We start from the raw sequence: 14,663 nt of genomic DNA, 5'->3' as shown, positions 1-14,663 counted from the left end.
ATTGCTAATGTTTTTACTATGTGCTCTGTTACAAGTTCTTACGAGCTTGATCTGAAAGTTACTAAATACCCCGTGCATATTAGCGTTGTAAGATTTATTCTGAACACTTCGCATTTTGTCATAGTTACACTCTGCTCAAAATTGAAAGTGCTTTATGTTAAATCTGTCTCGTGTACTCCCTCCTTTACCGAGTTTGTTGGCGCTGACCATACTATGCGGACTTTCTGCTTGTAGTAGTCAGTCTATTCAGTCGCAATCTCAGTCTCAATTACTTAGTACTTCAGCTTTTTTTCAACAAGCCCAAGTCAATCCACATGACTTTGCTAATCGTGTGACTTGGGGAGCGAACAAGGCGAGTGAACAACAAGTGCGTGAGCTTGGTCCTGATACTTACTTGTTGCAGCAACTGCGAGCGAGACAAGCACAATTGCCCGCGCAAATTCAAACGCAGATCGATGCGATGACGGTTTCACAAAAGCCGTTTGTGGAAATGATGCAAGCGCTGGATCAGCAGCGAGAAGAATCCGCCAAAATGAAGGGCACGGATGACACCTTGCGTCAGGCCTATCAACAAGAATTAAGCCGAATTGCGCGTGAAGCGGCTTCACGTTCTTTGTTACGTTCAATTTATTCTTCGAATCAATTACTTGAACAAATGAATTGGTTTTGGATGAATCATTTCAACATCTCTAATCGTAAAGACAATCTACGAGCGATGTTGGCAGACTTTGAGGAAAACGCGATTCGTCCACACGCGCTGGGGAATTTTCGTGATTTATTGAAAGCCACCGTGCTACATCCAGCGATGTTGCGTTATTTGGATAACGAACATAATGCGGTGAATAAAATCAACGAGAATTATGCACGTGAGCTACTTGAGTTGCACACGATGGGTGTCGGTAGCGGCTACACACAGGCCGACGTACAAGAACTGGCGCGTGTCTTAACTGGCTTGGGGATCAGAATCAAGGCCGATACGCCGCGTCCTAATCAGGCGCAACTGGCGGGCTATCAGCGTATAGGGTTGACAGAGTTTCATCCAAGACGACACGATTTCGGTGAAAAAACCATACTCGGAACAACGATTAAAGCTCAGGGACTGGCAGAGATTGATCAAGTTTTAGATTTGTTGATGCGTCAGCCGGCCACCGCTAAATTCCTGAGCCAGAAACTAGCGCAATTTTTCGTCGCGGATGATCCTTCTGATGCCCTTGTGCAAAGTATGACAAAGCAGTTTTTGCTGACGAAAGGCGATATTCCTAGTGTGTTAAAGACGATGTTTGAATCTTCAGAATTTGTGGCTTCTTTAGGTAAGAAATTTAAAGACCCCATGCATTATGTCATCTCGTCTGTGCGTCTCGCTTATGAAGATAAGATGATCGTAAATACTGGTCCCGTTTTAAATTGGATCAATACCTTGGGACAACAAGCAAATGGGCATCAAACACCCGATGGCTATTCGATGAAAGAGATGGCTTGGTCTAGTCCTGCACAAATGACCGCGCGTTTCGACGTTGCTCGGCTGATTGCACGTGGCGCACCGAATTTATTTAAGGCGGATGCTGACGAGACCACCGCGCAACATCGTGAAGCTGCACGCCCGGCATTGGCGCAAAACGCCTATGTAAAAGGATTGAGCAATCAATTCAGTGTGACTTCTCGCGAGGCATTAAGTCAATCTGGTTCGGCGCAAGAATGGAATACCTTTTTCCTCTCCGCGCCTGAAATGATGCGTCGATAAAGTTCTAAGGCAATATGCCCTCATCTTCGGACGAATTTTTAACACTACTTTAGCAATGTCAGGTGAATACGATGAACCGTCGAGACCTCTTAAAATCATTTGCAGCAGCGGCTACCACCTTAAGTGCCACAGGCTTTAGCTCGCAGTTATTGGCGGCACCCGCGATTCAGGAGCGTTTTTTGGTGGTGTTTCTGCGTGGTGCTTACGATGCGAGTAATTTATTAGTGCCTATCAATAGTAGTTTTTATTATGAGTCTCGACCTAACATCGCGATCGCTAAACCAAGTGCTGATCCTTTGTCCGCCTTGTCATTGAACGCGGATTGGGGATTGCATCCTGCTTTGCGCGAATCAATTTATCCGATGTTTCAAGCAGGCGAAGCCGCGTTTATTCCGTTTGCAGGAACGCACGATGTATCGCGTAGTCATTTCGAAACACAAGATAGTATCGAGATGGGGCAAGAGCTTGGTGGCAGCCGCAATTTTCAATCAGGATTCTTGAATCGGCTAGCGACACAACTCAATGCCGGCAATGCGATGTCGTTCACTGAACAATTGCCCATCATTATGCGAGGCGATGCGAAGGTGGCGAATGTCGCATTACAAAAAGCCAGCAAGAATAGTTTAGACGACAGACAGAGCAAAATCATCGCGCAGATGTATGGAAAAACTGCTTTAGAAAAACAAGTCGAAGATGGGTTCGCGGTGCGCGGTGAAGTGGTGCAAAACATGAAAGCCGAAGAAGCCACGATGAATAATGATGGAAATCGTGATGCCATCTCGACCAAAGGCTTTGCCTTAGAAGCTAAGCGCATAGGAAAAATGATGCGCGACAAATATGCCTTGGGATTTATTGATGTCGGTGGCTGGGATACGCATGTCAATCAAGGCGGTGCGAGTGGTGTATTGGCGAATAAGTTAGAAGAACTTGGGCGCGGTTTGTTGGCTTATAAAACGGAAATGGGCAGTATGTGGAAGAACACTACTGTGGTGGTGGTCAGCGAGTTTGGACGGACTTTCCGTGAAAATGGCAAACGCGGCACCGATCATGGACATGGTAGCGTGTATTGGGTTTTGGGCGGTGGTATCAAAGGTGGTCGCGTGGTGGGAGAACAAATCGCCTTGACGCCTATCAGCTTATTTCAAAATCGGGATTATCCCGTGTTGAATGAATATCGTGCCGTGCTGGGTGGTTTGTTTGCACGTAGTTATGGATTGAATGCTCAGCAGATGAATCAGATTTTTGCTGGCGTGACGCCGCTGGACCTTGGATTGGTATAAGTCCTACAATTTTCTTGTTGTCTTTTTATTTAGCTACTTAGCCGCTAAACTGCTACGATAGATGTTCTGAAAGCCTTTGGCATTCATCATCTATTGGAAATGACCGCATGAAAAACATATGCCATCCAACTTATCGAAAGCTGAGAACCCTGGTGAATATCCTCGCACTAACTACATTAGGGCCTATCGCCATGTCAGCATCTGCGCAACAAAACCCGCCAGTTGAACTCAAAGATCCGCATCCACTGGTTAAAGTTTTTCAGCCTTGCGTCAATGCGACTGGTTTACTGGTTGACTTGCCTGTCGCCGATCCAGCGCCAGCATATGAGTCCAGTGGTCATTTATATCAATTAAATGAGCTCGGACGCATTATGGATGGCTATAAACACTTCTTACATATCAGCGCAGATACCAAACAATTTTATATTGTGCAAGTTGGTGGCATTGCTGGAACACAAAAGGTCTATGGCCCCTTAGATCCCAATAACCCCTGCCCTGCTAAGCCAGTAAAAGCGGCGAAAAAATAAATTCGGCGCATCCTAATTATCTGTCCAGTAGTCTGTGAGGCATAGAAGAACTTGCGCGAATCCGGTAAGATAGTTTACATCGCGCCTTACCATCGATTTCTTATGCATGCTTATCCACAAGTGCTATCAACCGCATCACTGCAATTTCGCCGCGCCAATAATGACGATGCCGCAGCATTAGCCACATTAGCACGACAAACCTTTGTCGATACCTACGCAGAACAAAATGATGCCGAACAAATTCGTGCACATTGCGAAAAAAACTTTGGCATCGCACAGCAAAGTAAAGAGATCGCTGATCCCAATTATGTCGTCATTCTTGCCTACCATAGTCAAGAGTTAGTCGGCTTTGCGCAGGTCGTAAACAATCCCGCACCGTCTTCAATTGAAGCTGACAATGCAGTCGCTTTGTATCGCTATTACGTCAAAAAAGAATGGCACGGCAAAGGCGTCGCGCAACCGCTGTTAGCAGAAGCAGAAAAAGCAGCTAAAAGCTTTGGCGCCGATCAATTATGGCTAGGCATGTGGGAACATAATGCGCGTGCCTTAGCGTATTACCAAAAAGTTGGCTTTCAACATGTGGGTTGGATGGATTACCAGTTTGGCGATATTGTTGAACGAGACTATGTCTTGTTGAAGCGACTGTGAAAATGTACCTAGTTTGTTTCGCCTTTAATTCACCGCAATCCGATGAATCGCATTAGCCAATTCTGCCGGGCGCGAAAAATAAGCCGAGTGACTAGCATCAATTGTTGTCACTGACGCGCAAGGGGAATTGGCTATCATGATTTTTTGTAGCTCAGGCGTCACAGCGCGATCCTGATTTAGTGCGATGTAGTGACGCGCTACGCTGCCATAATTTTCTTCGCTTAAACGTAGTCGACTGAGTGCTGGCAAGGATGGTTCTGCGGTCAGTAAACTGCGTGCCAATTCGACGTCGGCATCGTCGCAATCTGCATAAAGTGTTTCTCGCTGCACGTGTTCTGGCAAGCTGTCGGTCAGGCTGCTGCGCTGGATTTGGATATGTTTTCTGACCAATGAAGTTTTATCTTGACGAAAATAATCTGCAACACGCTCACCGTCGCGCAACATGTATGCTGCTAGATAAACGCAGGCATGTATTTTTTCAGGATGCGATTCCGCCAAGTTCGCAGCGACAATTCCACCACGACTATGCGCAACAATCATCGCAGGCTCACTTAGTTGATCGAGAAGTTGGCTCACCGATTTGCTCATTGCAGCAAGGGTGATGCGACCACGAGCAAAGCGCCAATCGCGGCCATGTGCGGGTAAATCTGGTACCAATACCGTATGTCCCGCCGCCTGCAAATGTGGCACCACTTTATGCCAACACCATGCACCATGCCAGCTGCCGTGTATGAGTATGATATTCATGCAGAAAGACCTCGCTCGTTTAAAAAATTTCTTGAATCGATAAGTGTAGGTAGCTTATCGATTAGCGTTGTCGAAAACTGGCTGAATTCGGTCATACAATTTTCTGCCATTCTTTGGAGATTTTGTGTGGATGAAGATGGCGACGGGATGATTTTTCAATGAACCCTTGCTGCTAAGGCGCGAATTTTTTCTAACCACTGCTTTCTTTGCCTGTCATTCGAATGGATGATCATGCCTAGGTTCATGACTTGTACCGACTTAATCCCGCAAAGTTCTAAAGTATGTACTTGCATTTGACGTATCCCGGGAGCATGGTAAAACCATCGGAAAAGCCAAGGTGGCGTATCCATCGTGACGATCAGTTGCGCCGAACGCCCTGCTAGCAGACCTTCAGGAGAAATTTTTCCGGGGTGATATTTAAATGCAAAACCCGGTAAGAACACGCGATCGATAAACCCTTTTAACAACGCCGGAACACTACCCCACCAGATCGGATAAACAAAGCAAATATGTTCGGCCCAGATAATTGCTTGCTGCGCCGTTTGTAAATCCGTTTCTAGCTCTTGAATCTCGTGATAGGCCTGATGCAAGATAGGATCAAACTGCAATTGGTCTAAGAAAATTTCTTTAAGTTCGTGTCCGGCAGCCCGTGCAGCCTCGCCATAAGCCTCGCTTAAAGCTTTACCAAAACTATTACTAGAAGAGTGTGCGGAAATAATTAAGATACGCTTGGTAGCCATGATGATCCTGTCGGTCAATAAGAGGATCAGATTGTGAAGCTTGTCCCTAGGGGGAGAGTCAAGCGTGGAATAAAATTATTTTCTTCGATCGTGATGGGTGTGTATTGAGCGTAGAAACTATATTACTCACCTACTCAGTTAAACAAAGAAAAAATTCCAGTGATGAGTAACACGCCCCAACTGAACGATTTAGCCGATGCAGACTGTTCAGCTGTAGTCGGGACTAGTGGCACGATACGCCATAAGTAGGTATAACAAAAAATGGCACCGATCAGCCCAGATATTGCCAACAGACTTGAGCTTTCATTGAATGCGAAAGCGAGCATCACTACCAGTAAAAGTATGCTTACACTAATGATGCTGTTGGAAACGAGTGCTGTAACATAGCTGAGTTCGCCGCAAAAGGCGCATGTTGCGGGCTCGGACGAGCAAGACCACCACTTTCTTAGGTAAGAGATCCCAGTTTGCTGACAATGTGGACAGAGAGTCATATTTGCGTGCCGTTGATTGGCTGGTGATTAGTGAATATTGCGAATGCAGGCTGCATTTTCATCGTTAAATCATTTGAACACATTGAACTCTTGGAGCAACAGCAATTTACTGTCGTGCCAAGCATTCCAGAATCTCAGTTTCTATCTGTATTAATTCTTGATCTTGAATTTGTAATGCGCGCATTTGTTCTTGCAGTAGTGTGCGCTTATGGTGAATCTGTTTTGCCATTCCCAGCCAATCTGGCTCGCTATCTGAAATTGGTTTGTGCGTCGGCTTGAGAATGGGTTTCAATTCAGCCAAGCGAAAACCTAATTGTTGGGATTGGCGGATTAATTTCACGCGTTCTAAATCGCGTTCGGTATAGATACGATATTTACCTTGGCGTTTGACGATGCCGAGTAGACCCAGTTCCTCGTAAAGGCGTATCGCCTTGGGACTACAGCCCGTCGCTTCGGCTAGCGCTCCTATCAACATAATTTGAGACATGGTCTTGGATTCACTTGAATTTTGTATGTGGCTGATCGAGGCTGTCGATCCACTTGTCATTTTACGCAGCAGTCCAGAATAAGATCAGACTGACTGCGAAAAAGAAGATCCAAGAAAGATGCTTTCCTTTCGTGCTAATGAGAGGGAGCAAGCCGCTAATGAGTGATGTCCAGGCAATCGTGAGTAAAGCAGAATTCGGTGTCAGCTTATTTTCTGCCAACAAGAGCAACAAGCAGGCGATCCCAAACCACGCAACCGTGGTGATGTGCCATGCGAAACGCAGGGTTTGCATGGTGAACGCAGTACCACCGAGTAACTGAGGTAAATTGTCGCGCTTGAAAAGACGCGTCAAAATATAACGTTCGCCTAATACACTATGCGCAATACCCAAAAGCGCAATTAGCGCAGCAGCAAGATAGAGCATATTTTTACGCAGTCCTTATATCTGAGGCGAATCAAACCGTTGAATAAAATAGGGCAAATGAAAACAGAGAATAATCGCTATCCTTGGCTTGAACTTGAACTTATTCGGGCTCTTTCCTTACACGTACACGATGCTTTTTGAAATACCATAACATGATAGGAATTTCGACAGCCGTATAGACCGCCAAGGTGTACCAAAACCAATTGACCTCAGTTACCAACAAGTTGAATTGGTAGTCGCTCCCCCAATAGTGATAGCCAACAATCGCCAGCGTAATTGCGGATGTAAAGATATCGTAGAACGCAATTTTATTGAAATCATTACCTGCTAATGTTGGGTACACCGAGAGGTAAGCGACCAGGATGATTGCGATATTGAGTAAGATGATGCTTAGTTCAGCAGATAGCATAAGTAAAAAGAATCTAGAAAAACTTAAGTTTAAAGCAAATAGCGGCGCTTTCCTATGCATAAGTCCTCAAACGCGTTTTAGGTCGCATTCGTCGGCTGTTTTCCTGATAATGTAAGTAATTTATCCATGTACCAATAAACGCGACTAAGAAAAAATGCACATACACATCCTCCAACTCGTCTTACTCATTTTGCTGAGCGCGATGTCGTTACCTGTCATTTCTCAAGAGCGCCTGCCTTGTGAGTGGGGAAATATTAATGTCAGTAATCCTGCATGCGAGCGCCCTCAAGTTATTCTGAAAAAGTATCGAAACGCCTCCACTTACGCGGAGCATCAATCTCTTCTAAGCGACTTAAACCAATTGCGTAATGAGGATTTTCAGCATCAGATGAAGGCGAAGAAAACAGCCAATTTATATGATCCTTTTATGGATGAAGCGCTGATGTTTTGGTTAGATTGGTATCAGGTCGCGTTCAAAGCGCGTTCCGAAAACCGCCAATTGCTTGATACAGAAACTTGGCGCAAGCACATACAATTGGCACATCGAGATCCTTATGCCGCGATTGCTAGCCTCAATAAGCTGAGCGCATCGGCCGACGAGAATGACAGTGCATTGCGTCTATTATTGATCGGTGCCTTGACCAATCAATTGAACACGCTGGCAGAAGCTGCTAATCAAGCCTCTGTTTCCATCCAATCAAAAGATAACGATCACGAGAAGCGATCGCAGCGCTTTGACATTTATGTGGAAAAACACAAACTGGATTTCAATATTGGGGAAACTTGTTACGGCGGGAATTACACCGGGCGACATTTTGCTGCAGTCAAAAAGCGCTATCCACAATCAAACTACGCACAAGCTGCTGCGTATTTGGCTATGCGGATTACGCCTTGTGGTGAATGCGAAGGAGATTTTTCCTGTTACCTCAGCAAAGGCTTGGCTCCGATGGGTGATTTTCTACAAGCATATCCGCAATCAACATACGTCACTATGCTGTTAAAGCGTGCGAACAATCAGATCCGTGGCCAATTTATCGTCAGAGAATCACAAGGCGATTACCTGAGCAAAAGTGATCCCAAAACGGGTGACTACTCAGCACAAAGCGCGGCCAATGTCTTGATCGCATTTGAAGGCTCTTTGAAGCAGATTGCCCCAACTGAGTTGATCTCGACCAAATTGTTATTGGCTGATTTGTATATCAAGTTAAACCAACGCGGCAATGCCAAGCGCGTCATCGACTGGCTGGTAGAACATGCACAAGATTCAGCTGAGCTGGTGGCTCTGCGTCAGGCGCTAGCTGGCGACCACGTCCCTAAGCAAGTAGAAAACACCAAGCAAGTCGCTGAGAAAAAAAAGGAACTAATGCAAGCTTACAGACGACAAGCATGCGAACTTGATAAAGCTTGGCTCGGTCAAGACGGTGTTGCTTGTCAAGATGCGAGATTGACGGTGACGGAGTAGCAGTCTTGATCTCGACATGCGCTTGGACAAATTTTTTAATGATGCTTTTTGGAGGTATATCGATGGCTAGTTTTTGGCAGCAAGCCAAGTTCAGTGGCACCCGTTTGTGGAAGCTCTTGCCCCTCACTATCTGCTTGGCTTTAGCGCCTCAAATCGCTACAGCACAATCTGTTGCGCTGACTTTTGACGATGGGCCCAATCTGGCGGAAACACCACGCTTGAGTGCCACGCAGCGTAATCAAGCGATGTTAGCGGCATTAGCAAAACATGGACTGAAAGGTGCGCTGTTTGTGACCGCGGGTTTTGGTGCAGATACGCCCGCTGGCTATGCTTTGGCGACAGCATGGGGCGATGCTGGTCATGCCATCGGCAATCACACTGTGCATCATCCTGATTTAAATAGCGCGAGCGTCAATTTGGCGCAGTACCAACAAGAAATACTCGCGTGCGACAAGATTATTAGCACCATGCCTGGCTATCAAAAATGGTTTCGCTACACCTATCTGCGCGAAGGCAATACGCCAGAAAAACGCGATGGCATGCGCAACTTTTTGCGAGAGCAGCAATACCGTAATGCTTACGTGAGTTTGGATACCAGCGATTGGCGTTTCAACGAAAAGCTGCTTGAAGTCTTAAAACGCGATAGTCAAGCCGATGTCAGTGAAATCAAACTCGCCTATCTTGCTCACATCAAACAGCGCGCTTTGGCCTACCGCGATCTATCGTACAAACTGCAGGGACGCGATATTCCACAGGTATTATTACTGCATCACAATTTGGTGAATGCGCTGTGGTTAGACGATGTGATCACGCAATTTAAAGCGATGGGCTGGACTTTTGTCACGCCAGCGCAAGCGTTTGCCGACCCGGTTTATCAACTCATGCCAGATCGCCCGGCGGCCGGACAAAGCCTACTGCTGTCGCTCGCCAAGACTTTGGGTCTAGGAAAATTTGATGGATGGCTGCGTTTGCATGACGATGGTGATTTTGAGATGGAGGCTCTTAAACAGAAAGGCTTGTGAGAGGTCTTTTTGATTCAGTTTGAATCGGTATTGCTGCGGGAGGATGGTGGTAGCGCATTATGCGAGATACCAAACACGAGGCGTAAAATCCATCCACCGATCACTGTTCCAAATAGTACAAAACCGATAAACAGCGGTGCCATTAAGTAAATCAAACCACCCGCACCTTGTGAGCGCGGGGCGGTACATGGTTCGGTGCTAAAGATATAGCCAACCGGCAGATACGCGAGACAGGCAGCGATTGCCGAGTAGGGGTTTTTAGTCATGACCAGCGAAGCTGCAAATAACATTAATATCCACACGCTGCCGTGTACATCGCCAGCACACGAGCCAGTGCGCCAACGGTAAGCTGTTACCGCCATGAGTATGATGGGTGTTAGTAGGATGCTTGCTGTCGCTAAACGTCTGATGTTGTTGATTTTCATTGTGCGTCGGTGAATTTGGGTAACGCTTTACCACAGTATGTTGATTGCCTTATAAATCCCAAGGCTTGATGGAAGAACAGTGAAAGCAACTACCACGAATCTGGCCAGATAAGTCCAAATGACACGCGAAGTGTTTTTCGCGGATTGCCATACCAAAATAGCCGCAATGAAATGCAAAGTGACGGGAATTGCAATGGCGATAGGAACTGCGATTAGACTGGCTAGCCCATGTGCTTTAATGGTTCCAGTGCTGATGAGAAGTGTGAAGAGTTTATTAGTGATCAATTGAATAGCGAAAAGAAAAACGACATAGAATCCCCAGAAAATTTTCCAAAGTTCGAGCTTACTCAGTAGTGCACGGTCAAAGATATTCTCGGATTGAACATGAATCTCTGTTGATTGAGTGATGGTGATTTGTCGATATAAGGCTATTACCACTAATCCAAGTAAGCATGCCCAGATGAATACGAATGACAATCCCCAAGCGGCTAATTGGTCAGCGCTGTCTCGGAGTTCGGTAGCAGCAGCAACAAAAGGTAAAAAGAAACTTTTGATGACGTTGATATCATTGATATTGCTGATCTCAGCCAGTATTTCAGGCGTGATTTTCCTGCCTGTTTGTATCCAAAGCAAGCGGTAGATACCGAGTGAGATGCATGCGGAAATGAACGCACAAGCGCAAAGTGAGAGTAAGAGTTGTGTGAGTCGACGGATGCGTAGCATTCTTTAAATTTACATTCAATGTAATGAATTGATATCGATCCGATGATAAGCGATTTAAATTAAAAGCAATCCATTTTATTTGAAAGAAAACGAGCAGGCCATCGCAACAAGACCGCGCAGTATTGGTCTGCTTTTCTTGCGCACCCTGCTCAACTTGGATTTTATTCGACTAAACTCAAGTGAAATTTTCCAGCTTGTGCCGCCGACTTTTCTAAGATGGAGATGCAATTATCCAATTCCTCTATCAGTTCTACGACTTCATCTGCGTCGAGGCCAGTAATAACTGATGAAGCAACGGCGGTTTTCAATGCTTTAAAGCTAGATAAACCCTCTTGCGCATCAAACCAAGTCATGTCGTCAATCCCGTAGGCGAGACCGGTCTCGGGGTCTAAGGCAACATCTTCGTCATCATCCTCATCATCAAACTCCTCATAGTTATATTCTTGGTCGGTGTAGTCCACCAATTCGCCTAGCGACTTAACGCCGATCTTTTGGCAAACCTCGTCGATGGCTTCTAAATGACGGCACATCAGTGAATGATCGTCGCTATCTTGTGAATAGTTTCTTCCTTCGAGTGTGTGAATCCAGATGGTCATGCCCATGTCGAATATATCCTAAGTTCTCTCTTGTTTATCCAAAATCGTATGGCTTCTCTTAACGTAATAATGCCGCTCAATTAAGCCTAATCCTACGTACCGTCATTCCCGCGAAGGCGGGAATCTAGCGGCGTGAACAGCACGAAGACACTGGATTCCCGCTTACGCAGGGATGACAGCTTCACTTTTTGAGTTTAACTGAACAGCATTCCCCTATTAGCCTTACTCTAAGCGCACCCGCAATACATGATTACGGTTAGCCACATTGCCCGCATAATCAGCAGCATGCACGTGAATCAAGTAATCTCCTGCAGGTAAATCTTTGATCTGCCAGAACTGTATGATCGCATGGCCGTCATGAATTTCGTTGGTGATGTTGTATAAAAATTTGGTCGCTGCGCTGCCGTGTACGGTGATGCCACTGTTTTCTGCATAGGCCACTTTAACGGCTTCTTCGTCGGCAGGTAGATGGTTAAAACGTATTGTCATTTTCGGCTTTTCGAAACCCGGTAGCGGTGTGCCATCCGCTTTGAGAATTTGATAGCCGAGTTCATATAGACCCAAACGACGGCGTGCGATATTGCCATCGGCTTGATCAAAGGCATCAACGATGATGCTGACTTGTTCCAAGCTGCGTGACAGCGTTAATGGACCGTTGCTTTGTGGAACGGCTGCCGGCGTTTTGTCTTTCTTCTTGCCCTTGGCTTTCGTTGCTGTCACGACCGGTCTGCCCAAGATTTTGCCGTCTTGGTCTGCGATGTCGATACGATTAATTTGCGGAATCACGCTATCTTTGAAGCCGATAAATTGTAACGACAGCGGATTGACTACATCGCCTTCGGGCGCGTAGTTCAAATGAACGTGGTACATGCTATTGATCGTTCCCACCGTTTCGCCAACTTGAAAGCGGGTACCGCGCTTGACTCTGACTTGTTGGAGCTTACCGCTAGCATCTTTGATCACACTAAATTTTTGTGGATCAAGTACAGCTTCATTGAGCTTGCGCCCCACTTTCATGTGGATGTAAGAAAGTTTGCTGACCCGCATACCTTCGTTAATCGTGCCAGCTGCCCAAGCGGGCACTGGTGAACTGACTTTTTCATTTTTGATAGCAACCACAGACTCGCCCATATTGGCTTGCATATCAACGCCACGATGAAAGTGATGACGGCTATCGCCACCATATTCGCCGCGCACTTCACCGATAGTGCCAACCACTTCATGGGGCTGATCTTGCGGTAGTAGTGGCCATAAAGATGGCGGCAAAAGTGGAGCGACGGGTTCGACAATCTTGAAAATTTGCGGACCGATGCTGCGACCCTCGTAGGAATCTTTGCGATGCACTTGATGAAGCATATTCATGCCACTGTCGCTGACCAAAAGATTGCCATCTGGATTGACCGCGATAGCCATTGGGCTGCGCATCCGTGGACTAGTGTCGTCACCGGGAATAATGTCGATATCAACACCCGTGACGCCACGGCTCTCGCCAGTTGGCGCTATTTGCATGATGCGACCATGTGAGAGTTCGCTGACATAAATGTGATCATCATGCGTGATCGCTAAGCCAGCAGGACGGCGTAGTAAGGCTTCTCTATCCTGCGGATCGCTGGCGATTAAAGTGGAGACTTCACCCAAAGCATTGATCTTACGCACGGCATTGTTGCGGGTGTCGGCGATGATCAGTTCGCCTTTGCTATTGATAGCGATGTTGCTAGGCGTATCAAATAAGGCCGCTATACCGACACCATCTTGATAACCGGGAGTCGCACCACCAGCGATGGTTTGCACCGTGCCATCTGGCAAAATCACGCGTATCTTATCGTTGTAGGTATCGGCTACATAGACCTTACCGTCCTTGGCAACCGTAACGCCGATAGGGCCATTGAATTGCGCTTGCTGTGCTACACCATCGCGATAACCAGCGACACCGTTTCCCGCCAAGGTAGAAACTTGTCCTTTGGGCGTGATTTTGCGGATTACGTGATTGCCCGTATCGGCTACATACAGATTGCCTGCTTTATCGATGGCGAGCGCAGATGGTGTATGAAATTTAGCTGATTGCGCACTGCCCTCAACTGCATCGGCAAAACCTTCGGTGCTGCCAGCGTAGATGATGGTTTCACCCTTTTTGTTGATCTTTAAAATCCGATTATGCTCGCCCGCATCGGCGATGTAGATATTGCCTTGTGCGTCGAAAACGATACCGTTAGGGTCGCTAAAAGTTTCCGCGCTATTGGGATCTTGCTTGAGCGAATACTGAACAGCAAACGGGGTGATCTGCGCTTCCCATAACATATCGGTGACGAGGGTTTTTTTTGCGAGGACGGTTTTAAGTGGGATGGGTAGCGGTGATTCAGCTCGGAACAAGTAGTAGCCAGAAACAGCTAATCCAGAAATGATCAAAGCGGTGGAAGCGAGAAACAGGGAACGGCGTTGCATGAATAACAGACCTTAAACATTCACAGGGATGCGCAGCATAACAAGCATGGGCTGGGTTTTGTAGAGTTTTTGTTGGCGGAGTGAAGTTTTTTGATGGTTTGGGATGATATCTCTTTATCTCGCCGTAAAGATGGAGGTTCCGCTTTTAGCCCTTTCCCAATAAGGTATAGATATCTAAAAAGTCGAATAAACGGTAAAAGTAATTAGTGTCGCTCCTGCGTAGGCAGGAGCCCAGCGTCTTTGCTTGAGCAACGAACGACACTGGATTCCTGCCTACGCAGGAATGACATGCTGAATAGTTGTTTGCTTTTTCTGACTTTCGTGATGTCAAAAGTCTTGTGTATACCTATACCTTCAAGGCAAAGCTAGGGATGGGTTTAAACCACATAAGCCCAATAATTTTTAACTCCTTAATATATTTAACCGAAACTTCTGTGCATAATTGCGGTCTATTTACCTAGTTTCCCTTCTTTAACTGATTACTCTCACAGCCGACTAC

15 protein-coding genes are annotated in these 14,663 nt (G+C 46.3%); 6 read left to right on the top strand and 9 right to left on the bottom strand.

Annotated elements, in window-relative coordinates; genetic code table 11:
- The first annotated feature begins 154 nt into the window (after nt 1-154).
- The 4 genes from H8K33_RS12515 to H8K33_RS12500 all read left to right on the top strand — a co-directional run bounded on the left by H8K33_RS12515 (nt 155) and on the right by H8K33_RS12500 (nt 4,196).
- Nucleotides 155-1,741, top strand: a complete 1,587-nt coding sequence (locus tag H8K33_RS12515) for a DUF1800 domain-containing protein (RefSeq protein WP_186891392.1) — start codon at nt 155-157, stop codon at nt 1,739-1,741.
- A gap of 71 nt (nt 1,742-1,812) precedes the next feature.
- On the top strand, nt 1,813-3,021 hold the full coding sequence (locus H8K33_RS12510; protein ID WP_186891391.1) for a DUF1501 domain-containing protein: 1,209 nt from the start codon (nt 1,813-1,815) through the stop codon (nt 3,019-3,021).
- 107 nt (nt 3,022-3,128) lie between these two features.
- Nucleotides 3,129-3,548, top strand: coding sequence for a hypothetical protein (locus H8K33_RS12505; RefSeq protein ID WP_186891390.1), 420 nt, complete (start codon nt 3,129-3,131; stop codon nt 3,546-3,548).
- Nucleotides 3,549-3,650: 102 nt separating this feature from the next.
- Nucleotides 3,651-4,196, top strand: a complete 546-nt coding sequence (locus H8K33_RS12500; RefSeq protein ID WP_186891389.1) for a GNAT family N-acetyltransferase — start codon at nt 3,651-3,653, stop codon at nt 4,194-4,196.
- A 24-nt stretch (nt 4,197-4,220) separates the two neighbouring features.
- On the opposite strand, the gene H8K33_RS12495 is transcribed toward H8K33_RS12500, so the two are convergent.
- The 5 genes from H8K33_RS12495 to H8K33_RS12475 all read right to left on the bottom strand — a co-directional run bounded on the left by H8K33_RS12495 (nt 4,221) and on the right by H8K33_RS12475 (nt 7,554).
- Nucleotides 4,221-4,943, bottom strand: coding sequence for an alpha/beta fold hydrolase (locus H8K33_RS12495; RefSeq protein ID WP_186891388.1), 723 nt, complete (start codon nt 4,941-4,943; stop codon nt 4,221-4,223).
- 155 nt (nt 4,944-5,098) lie between these two features.
- Nucleotides 5,099-5,683, bottom strand: coding sequence for an NAD(P)H-dependent oxidoreductase (locus tag H8K33_RS12490; RefSeq protein WP_186891387.1), 585 nt, complete (start codon nt 5,681-5,683; stop codon nt 5,099-5,101).
- A 597-nt stretch (nt 5,684-6,280) separates the two neighbouring features.
- Nucleotides 6,281-6,661 carry a MerR family transcriptional regulator gene (locus tag H8K33_RS12485; RefSeq protein WP_246443585.1) on the bottom strand — a complete coding sequence of 127 codons (381 nt, stop codon included), beginning with the start codon at nt 6,659-6,661 and terminating at the stop codon, nt 6,281-6,283.
- 61 nt (nt 6,662-6,722) lie between these two features.
- Complete coding sequence (locus H8K33_RS12480; protein WP_186891386.1) at nt 6,723-7,085, bottom strand: hypothetical protein; 363 nt, start codon at nt 7,083-7,085, stop codon at nt 6,723-6,725.
- A 100-nt stretch (nt 7,086-7,185) separates the two neighbouring features.
- Nucleotides 7,186-7,554, bottom strand: a complete 369-nt coding sequence (locus H8K33_RS12475) for a hypothetical protein (RefSeq protein ID WP_222613407.1) — start codon at nt 7,552-7,554, stop codon at nt 7,186-7,188.
- A 94-nt stretch (nt 7,555-7,648) separates the two neighbouring features.
- On the opposite strand from H8K33_RS12475, the gene H8K33_RS12470 reads away from it, so the two are divergent.
- On the top strand, nt 7,649-8,956 hold the full coding sequence (locus H8K33_RS12470; RefSeq protein WP_186891384.1) for a hypothetical protein: 1,308 nt from the start codon (nt 7,649-7,651) through the stop codon (nt 8,954-8,956).
- Between the two features lie 62 nt (nt 8,957-9,018).
- Nucleotides 9,019-9,978: a polysaccharide deacetylase family protein gene (locus H8K33_RS12465; RefSeq protein WP_186891383.1), complete on the top strand. Its 960-nt coding sequence runs from the start codon at nt 9,019-9,021 to the stop codon at nt 9,976-9,978.
- 14 nt (nt 9,979-9,992) lie between these two features.
- Here H8K33_RS12465 and H8K33_RS12460 read toward each other — a convergent pair whose 3' ends face one another.
- The 4 genes from H8K33_RS12460 to H8K33_RS12445 form a co-directional block, all read right to left on the bottom strand.
- Nucleotides 9,993-10,403, bottom strand: coding sequence for a hypothetical protein (locus H8K33_RS12460; RefSeq protein WP_186891382.1), 411 nt, complete (start codon nt 10,401-10,403; stop codon nt 9,993-9,995).
- Between the two features lie 27 nt (nt 10,404-10,430).
- Nucleotides 10,431-11,036: a hypothetical protein gene (locus H8K33_RS12455; protein ID WP_186891381.1), complete on the bottom strand. Its 606-nt coding sequence runs from the start codon at nt 11,034-11,036 to the stop codon at nt 10,431-10,433.
- 251 nt (nt 11,037-11,287) lie between these two features.
- A complete protein-coding gene (locus H8K33_RS12450; RefSeq protein ID WP_186891380.1) occupies nt 11,288-11,722 on the bottom strand; it encodes a hypothetical protein in 435 nt (144 codons plus the stop codon).
- A 222-nt stretch (nt 11,723-11,944) separates the two neighbouring features.
- Complete coding sequence (locus H8K33_RS12445; protein WP_186891379.1) at nt 11,945-14,164, bottom strand: NHL repeat-containing protein; 2,220 nt, start codon at nt 14,162-14,164, stop codon at nt 11,945-11,947.
- Nucleotides 14,165-14,663 lie beyond the last annotated feature (499 nt).

Source organism: Affinundibacterium amnicola (assembly GCF_014284275.1).
Lineage (GTDB): Bacteria > Pseudomonadota > Gammaproteobacteria > Burkholderiales > Burkholderiaceae_D > Undibacterium > Undibacterium amnicola.
Note: the sequence above shows the minus strand (reverse complement) of the source record. Positions and strands in the feature narration are given on the sequence as shown.